This window comes from Streptomyces sp. NPDC051286 (genome assembly GCF_044455345.1).
Classification (GTDB): Bacteria; Actinomycetota; Actinomycetes; order Streptomycetales; family Streptomycetaceae; genus Streptomyces.
On record NZ_JBITER010000003.1, the window covers coordinates 22,546 to 30,362 of the forward strand.

A 7,817-nucleotide genomic window follows, 5' to 3' on the forward strand; every position below is an offset into this window, starting at 1 on the left:
CGCGGGTGTGCGGTGGGAGAGCCGGGGGAACCCGGCCCCCTTTGCGGCCGAGCTGTGACATCCCCTAGGGGGACCCTGGGGGGCCCGCCGGTGGGCGCAGAACCCGGCTCTGCTGTACGGGAACAGGGCCGGTTCGATGGCAGGCGTCAGCCCGCCCGACAGCAGAAGCGGCCGGTCCTGCCCCCGAGGCAGGTCCGACCGCTTCTGTACCGCTGAGACCGGCTACTTCACCGGCTCGGGCTCCGGCGCGTCCGCCGTCTCCGGCTCGCCGGCCGGGTCCGACGGGGTCTTCACCGAGTCCAGCAGCAGCTGCGAGACGTCGACCACCTGGACCGACTCCTTGGCCTGGCCGTCGTTCTTCTTGCCGTTGACCGAGTCGGTCAACATGACGAGGCAGAACGGGCAGGCGGTGGAGACGATGTCCGGGTTGAGGGAGAGGGCTTCCTCGACACGCTCGTTGTTGATGCGCTTGCCGATCCGCTCCTCCATCCACATCCGGGCACCACCGGCGCCGCAGCAGAAGCCGCGCTCCTTGTGGCGGTGCATCTCCTCGTTCCGCAGACCCGGCACCTTCGCGATGATCTCGCGCGGGGGCGTGTAGATCTTGTTGTGACGGCCCAGGTAGCAGGGGTCGTGGTACGTGATCAGACCCTCGACCGGCGTCACCGGGATCAGCTTGCCCTCGTCGATGAGGTGCTGGAGCAGCTGCGTGTGGTGGATGACCTCGTACTCGCCGCCGAGCTGCGGGTACTCGTTCGCGATGGTGTTGAAGCAGTGCGGGCAGGTCGCGACGATCTTCTTCGACGACTTCGGCTTCTTCGTCGCCTCATCGTCGTCGTCCTCGCCGAACGCCATGTTCAGCATCGCGACGTTCTCCTGGCCGAGCTGCTGGAACAGCGGCTCGTTGCCCAGGCGGCGGGCCGAGTCACCCGTGCACTTCTCGTCGCCGCCCATGATCGCGAACTTCACGCCCGCGATGTGGAGCAGCTCCGCGAAGGCCTTGGTGGTCTTCTTGGCGCGGTCCTCGAGAGCGCCCGCGCAGCCGACCCAGTAGAGGTAGTCGATCTCGGAAAGGTCCTCGACATCCTTGCCGACGATCGGGACCTCGAAGTCGACTTCCTTCGTCCACTCGACGCGCTGCTTCTTGGCCAGCCCCCAGGGGTTGCCCTTCTTCTCCAGGTTCTTGAGCATCGTGCCCGCCTCGGACGGGAACGCGGACTCGATCATCACCTGGTAGCGGCGCATGTCGACGATGTGGTCGATGTGCTCGATGTCGACCGGGCACTGCTCCACGCACGCACCGCAGGTGGTGCAGGACCAGAGCACGTCCGGGTCGATGACGCCGTTCTCCTCGACGGTGCCGATCAGCGGGCGCTCGGCCTCTGCGAGAGCGGCTGCCGGTACGTCCTTCAGCTGCTCCTCGGTCGCCTTCTCGTTGCCCTCCATGTCCTTGCCGCCACCGGCGAGCAGGTACGGGGCCTTGGCGTGCGCGTGGTCGCGCAGCGACATGATCAGGAGCTTCGGGGAGAGCGGCTTGCCCGTGTTCCAGGCGGGGCACTGCGACTGGCAGCGACCGCACTCGGTGCACGTGGAGAAGTCGAGGATGCCCTTCCAGGAGAACTGCTCGACCTGGGAGACACCGAAGACGTCGTCCTCGCCCGGGTCCTCGAAGTCGATCGGCTTGCCGCCGGAGGTCATGGGCTGCAGGGCGCCCAGCGCGCTCTCACCGGTCGCGTTGCGCTTGAACCAGATGTTCGGGAAGCCGAGGAAGCGGTGCCAGGCGACACCCATGTTGGTGTTCAGCGAGACCGTGATCATCCAGATCAGCGAGACGCTGATCTTGACCATCGCGGTGAAGTAGATGAGGTTCTGCAGCGTGGTGACGCTCAGGCCCTTGAAGGCGAGCACCAGCGGGTACGAGACGAAGTACGCCGCGTCGTAGCTCTCGACGTGGTGGATCGCGCCCTCGAGACCGCGCAGGGTCAGGATCGCCAGGCCGATGGTGAGGATGACGTACTCGACGAAGTACGCCTGCCACGCCTTGGAGCCCGCGAAGCGCGACTTGCGGCCGGCCCGGGAGGGGAGCGAGAGCAGCCGGATCACCATCAGGACAGCGATGCCCACCGTCGTCATCAGGCCGATGAACTCGGTGTACATCTCGAACGGCAGGAATCCGCCGAGGACGGGGAGGGTGTAGTCGGCATGGAAGAGCTGGCCGTATGCCTGGGCCAGCGTCGGCGGCAGCGTCAGGAAGCCGATGGCGACGAACCAGTGGGCGAAGCCGACGATGCCCCACCGGTTCATCCGGCTGTGGCCGAGGAACTCCCTGACCAGGGTGATCGTTCGGGCCTTGGGGTTGTCCGTTCGGCTGCCCGCCGGTACCGGCTGTCCGAGCCTGACAAACCGGTAGATCTGCGCGAAGGCTCGGAAAAAGAGCGCAACGCCGACCACGGTCAGAACCAGCGACACGATGATCGCGGCGAGTTGCATTTGGGGGCTCCTCGGGCCTGCGAGGGTGGGATCCAGCACGTACTAAGCAGTAACTTAATCAGTCTGTGCTGACACTATCCACTTATTCCGCCGCGCTGTAGCCGCGCCGCCGGTGATCTGTGTCGCTCAGGTGCGCCTTCCCGCGGTGGGTGAGCCCGCGGAGGGTGGCGCGGAGTGGGGTGTATACGGCTTCCGCGAGGATGGCCAGGTCGAGTCCCAGCCAGTGGTGCTCGGCGTAGTGCTGGTCGAGCAGGGCGGGTTCGTCCCAGGGCATCTTGGAGCGGGAGCGGACCTGGGCCAGGCCGGTGAGGCCGGGTCTCAGTTCCTGCCGCCAGTGTCGCGCACCGGTCTCGTTCGAGGCGCCCGCCCGCTCGTGGTCAGGGGCGAGAGGTTCCGGTCCGACGAGCGAGAGATCTCCCCGTACGACGTGGGGCAGCCGGGACAGCACGTCCAGGCGCAGCCGACGGGTGCCCAGGGAGCGCAGCGCGAAGGGGTGGCCGGCCAGTCCGATCCGGGTGGAGCGGGTCAGTACGCGGCCCGGGGGTCGCTGTGCGACGAGGGTGAGGGCTGCGGCGGCGAGCAGGGGAGCGGTCAGGGCCAGCAGGGCCGAGCCGAGGACGAGATCCAGTGCGCGCTTGGCTGTCATGCGCGACCTCGGTCCGGGCCACGCGTGTGTCCGCATCCGCATCCGCGTGCGCATCCGCATCGTTCACACCTGCCTGACTCGGACGGATCGAGTGCCTGTTTTGCGCAGCTCTCGCCATTTTGTAACAGAACGATCCCACGTGACGATGATGGACCGGGTATGCGGCCCGCCTGGCGGGCCGGTGTCGTCCGATGCCGCGCAGGTGGCGCGGGGTGTATGCACGATAGTTGAGTCGACCCGACTCAGCTCTGTTGACTCCGGGGCGCCTTTCATGCATCCTTGAGCCAGATCCACTCAAGTAGTCAGTTGGAGGAATTGAAATGGCACGTGCGGTCGGCATCGACCTGGGCACGACTAACTCCGTCGTCAGCGTTCTCGAAGGCGGCGAGCCCACCGTCATCACCAACGCCGAAGGCGCCAGGACCACGCCGTCCGTCGTCGCCTTCGCGAAGAACGGCGAGGTTCTGGTGGGCGAGGTCGCCAAGCGCCAGGCGGTGACCAACGTCGACAGGACCATCCGGTCGGTCAAGCGCCACATGGGCACCGACTGGAAGATCGACCTCGACGGCAAGAACTTCAACCCGCAGCAGATGAGCGCCTTCATCCTGCAGAAGCTGAAGCGCGACGCCGAGGCGTACCTGGGCGAGAAGGTCACCGACGCGGTGATCACCGTTCCGGCGTACTTCAACGACTCCGAGCGTCAGGCGACGAAGGAGGCCGGCGAGATCGCGGGCCTGAACGTCCTGCGTATCGTCAACGAGCCGACCGCCGCCGCGCTGGCGTACGGGCTCGACAAGGACGACCAGACGATCCTCGTCTTCGACCTCGGTGGCGGCACCTTCGACGTGTCCCTCCTGGAGATCGGTGACGGCGTCGTCGAGGTGAAGGCCACCAACGGTGACAACCACCTCGGTGGTGACGACTGGGACCAGCGCGTCGTCGACTACCTGGTGAAGCAGTTCGCCAACGGTCACGGTGTGGACCTGTCCAAGGACAAGATGGCTCTCCAGCGTCTCCGCGAAGCCGCGGAGAAGGCGAAGATCGAGCTGTCCTCCTCGACGGAGACCACGATCAACCTGCCGTACATCACGGCCTCCGCCGAGGGCCCGCTGCACCTGGACGAGAAGCTCACGCGCGCCCAGTTCCAGCAGCTCACCGCGGACCTCCTGGAGCGCTGCAAGAACCCGTTCCACAACGTCATCAAGGACGCGGGCATCCAGCTCTCCGAGATCGACCACGTCGTTCTCGTCGGTGGCTCGACCCGTATGCCGGCCGTCGCCGAACTCGTCAAGGAGCTCACCGGTGGCCAGGAGGCCAACAAGGGTGTGAACCCGGACGAGGTCGTCGCCATTGGCGCCTCGCTCCAGGCCGGTGTCCTCAAGGGTGAGGTCAAGGACGTCCTGCTGCTCGACGTCACTCCGCTGTCTCTCGGTATCGAGACCAAGGGCGGCATCATGACGAAGCTCATCGAGCGCAACACGACGATCCCGACCAAGCGGTCCGAGATCTTCACGACGGCCGAGGACAACCAGCCGTCCGTCCAGATCCAGGTCTACCAGGGCGAGCGCGAGATCGCGGCGTACAACAAGAAGCTCGGCATGTTCGAGCTGACCGGTCTGCCGCCGGCCCCGCGTGGTGTCCCGCAGATCGAGGTCGCGTTCGACATCGACGCCAACGGCATCATGCACGTCGCCGCCAAGGACCTCGGCACCGGCAAGGAGCAGAAGATGACCGTCACCGGCGGCTCCTCGCTGCCGAAGGACGAGGTCAACCGGATGCGTGAGGAGGCCGAGCAGTACGCGGAGGAGGACCACCGCCGCCGCGAGGCCGCCGAGTCCCGCAACCAGGGTGAGCAGCTCGTCTACCAGACGGAGAAGTTCCTCAAGGACAACGAGGACAAGGTTCCCGCCGACGTGAAGACGGAGGTGGAGACCGCGCTCACCGAGCTGAAGGAGAAGCTCAAGGGCGAGGACACCGCCGAGATCCGTACCGCCACCGAGAAGGTCGCGGCCGTCTCCCAGAAGCTGGGCCAGGCGATGTACGCCAACGCACAGGCCGAGGGCGGCCCGCAGGCTGACGGCCAGCCGGGCGCCGAGCAGGCCAGGGCCGATGACGATGTCGTCGACGCCGAGATCGTGGACGACGAGAAGGACGCCAAGGGCGGTGCGGCGTGACCGAGGAGACTCCGGGCTTCGAGGAGAAGCCCGACGTTCCCTCCGGCGCCACCCCTGACGACGCCGACCCGAAGGCTGCCTCCTCCTCCACGGAGGAGGGGGCGGCCCCGGCCGGGGACGTGAACGAGACCGCCGGTCTGACGGCACAGCTGGACCAGGCACGCAGTGCGCTCACCGAGCGCACCGGCGACCTCCAGCGGCTCCAGGCCGAGTACCAGAACTACCGCCGCCGCGTGGAGCGGGACCGGGTCACGGTCAAGGAGATCGCCGTTGCGGGTCTCCTGAGCGAGCTGCTGCCCGTGCTCGACGACGTCGGCCGCGCCAGGGACCACGGCGAGCTCGTGGGCGGGTTCAAGTCGGTGGCCGAATCGCTGGAGACGGTCGTCGCCAAGCTGGGCCTGCAGCAGTTCGGCAAGGAGGGCGAGCCCTTCGACCCGACGATCCACGAAGCCCTGATGCACTCGTACGCGCCGGACGTCACCGAGACGACCTGCGTGGCGATCCTGCAGCCGGGGTATCGCATCGGCGAGCGCACCATCCGCCCCGCGCGGGTGGCAGTGGCCGAGCCGCAGCCGGGCGCGAGCCCCGCGGCGGCAAAGGAAGAGAAGACAGACGACGAGGAGAGCGGTGGCACCGAGGAGGTCTGACATTTCGTCCGACCACCGCGGGGCCCACCGCCCGGCACGGCGACCGGCCCGCGGGCCGGTCGCCCGGCCGATCGTCCGGAAGGAGGGACGTCGATGAGCACGAAGGACTTCGTCGAGAAGGACTACTACAAGGTCCTCGGCGTCCCCAAGGACGCCACCGAAGCCGAGATCAAGAAGTCGTACCGGAAGCTCGCCCGCGAGTTCCACCCGGACGCGAACAAGGGCGACAACAAGGCGGAGGAGCGTTTCAAGGAGATCTCCGAGGCCAATGACATCCTCGGCGACGCCAAGAAGCGCAAGGAGTACGACGAGGCGCGCGCCCTCTTCGGCAACGGCGGCTTCCGGGCCGGTCCCGGCGGCGCGGGAGGCAACTTCAACTTCGACCTGGGCGACCTCTTCGGAGGCACGCAGGGCGGCGGCCCCGGCGGCCCCGGCGGATTCGGTGGCGGCGGCGGTCTGGGCGATGTCTTCGGCGGGCTGTTCAACCGGGGCGGCGGTACGGGGACACGCGTGCAGCCGCGCCGCGGGCAGGACATCGAGTCCGAGGTGACGCTCAGCTTCACCGAGGCGGTGGACGGGGCCACGGTCCCGCTGCGGATGTCCAGCCAGGCGCCCTGCAAGGCGTGTTCGGGCACCGGCGACAAGAACGGCACCCCGAGGGTCTGCCCGACCTGTGTCGGCACCGGACAGGTGTCGCGCGGCAGTGGCGGCGGTTTCTCGCTCACCGATCCCTGCGTGGAGTGCAAGGGCCGGGGCCTCATCGCCCAGGACCCGTGCGATGTCTGCAAGGGCAGCGGGCGGGCGCGTTCGTCGCGCACCATGCAGGTCAGGATCCCGGCGGGCGTCTCCGACAGCCAGCGGATCCGGCTGCGCGGCAAGGGCGCCCCGGGCGAGCGCGGCGGGCCGGCCGGCGACCTGTACGTCGTCGTCCATGTCGACGCCCACCCGGTCTTCGGCCGCAAGGGCGACAACCTCACGGTCACCGTGCCCGTCACCTTCGCGGAGGCGGCGCTCGGCGGCGAGGTGAAGGTCCCGACGCTCGGCGGACCGCCCGTCACCCTGAAACTTCCGCCCGGCACCCCCAACGGGCGTACGATGCGCGCCCGCGGCAAGGGCGCCGTACGCAAGGACGGCACCCGGGGCGACCTCCTGGTCACCGTCGAGGTGGCGGTCCCCACGGGCCTCACCTCCGACGCCCAGGACGCGCTGGAGGCCTACCGGAAGGCGACCGCGGGGGAGGACCCGCGGGCGGAGCTGTTCCAGGCTGCGAAGGGAGCTTGAGGTGGACGGCCGACGACGCAATCCGTACGAACTGACCGATGACTCACCGGTGTACGTGATCTCGATCGCGGCCCAGCTCTCGGGCCTGCATCCGCAGACACTGCGCCAGTACGACCGCCTCGGCCTGGTCTCCCCGGACCGTACGGCCGGCCGTGGCCGGCGCTACTCGGCTCGCGACATCGAGCTGCTGCGCACGGTGCAGCAGCTGTCGCAGGACGAGGGCATCAACCTGGCGGGCATCAAGCGCATCATCGAACTGGAGAACCAGGTGGCCGCGCTCCAGCAGCGCGTCGCCGAACTCTCCGCGGCGGTGGACGGCGCTGCGGCGGCGCTGCAGCAGCGTGAGGCGCAGGTGCGCGCGTCGTACCGGCGCGATCTGGTGCCGTACACGGATGTGCAGCAGGCGAGCGCGCTGGTGGTGTGGCGGCCGAAGCGGCCCAAGGAATAGGCGCGGATCCGCATGACGGAGGGGCGCCCCCCCCCCCCGGGGGGGGCCCCCCCCGGGGGGGCCGGGGACGTTACCCCCCGCTTGGCCGCGCCGGGGATCCCCCGCCCGGGAACGCGGCAACCCCGCGGCCG

The 7,817-nt window shown here is 68.4% G+C and carries 6 protein-coding genes; 4 read left to right on the plus strand and 2 right to left on the minus strand.

What is annotated here, in order from left to right:
• Nucleotides 1-222: 222 nt before the first annotated feature.
• Together ACIBB8_RS04725 and ACIBB8_RS04730 are read right to left on the minus strand one after the other, a co-directional pair.
• A complete protein-coding gene (locus ACIBB8_RS04725) occupies nt 223-2,490 on the minus strand; it encodes a (Fe-S)-binding protein (protein ID WP_398948976.1) in 2,268 nt (755 codons plus the stop codon).
• 82 nt (nt 2,491-2,572) lie between these two features.
• Entirely contained in the window at nt 2,573-3,136 is a 564-nt protein-coding gene (locus ACIBB8_RS04730; protein ID WP_398948977.1) for a sugar transferase, read from the minus strand.
• Between the two features lie 320 nt (nt 3,137-3,456).
• On the opposite strand from ACIBB8_RS04730, the gene dnaK reads away from it, so the two are divergent.
• The 4 genes from dnaK to ACIBB8_RS04750 all read left to right on the plus strand — a co-directional run bounded on the left by dnaK (nt 3,457) and on the right by ACIBB8_RS04750 (nt 7,686).
• A complete protein-coding gene (gene dnaK / locus ACIBB8_RS04735; RefSeq protein ID WP_398948978.1) occupies nt 3,457-5,310 on the plus strand; it encodes a molecular chaperone DnaK in 1,854 nt (617 codons plus the stop codon).
• Nucleotides 5,307-5,957 (plus strand): nucleotide exchange factor GrpE, encoded by a 651-nt coding sequence (gene grpE, locus ACIBB8_RS04740; protein ID WP_398948979.1) that lies wholly within the window; start codon nt 5,307-5,309, stop codon nt 5,955-5,957. Before dnaK ends, grpE begins: the two co-directional genes overlap by 4 nt.
• 93 nt (nt 5,958-6,050) lie before the next feature.
• Nucleotides 6,051-7,238 (plus strand): molecular chaperone DnaJ, encoded by a 1,188-nt coding sequence (gene dnaJ, locus ACIBB8_RS04745; protein WP_398948980.1) that lies wholly within the window; start codon nt 6,051-6,053, stop codon nt 7,236-7,238.
• A 1-nt stretch (nt 7,239) separates the two neighbouring features.
• The gene (locus ACIBB8_RS04750) at nt 7,240-7,686 is read left to right on the plus strand and encodes a heat shock protein transcriptional repressor HspR (protein ID WP_398948981.1); all 447 of its coding nucleotides are present in this window, start codon (nt 7,240-7,242) and stop codon (nt 7,684-7,686) included.
• Nucleotides 7,687-7,817 lie beyond the last annotated feature (131 nt).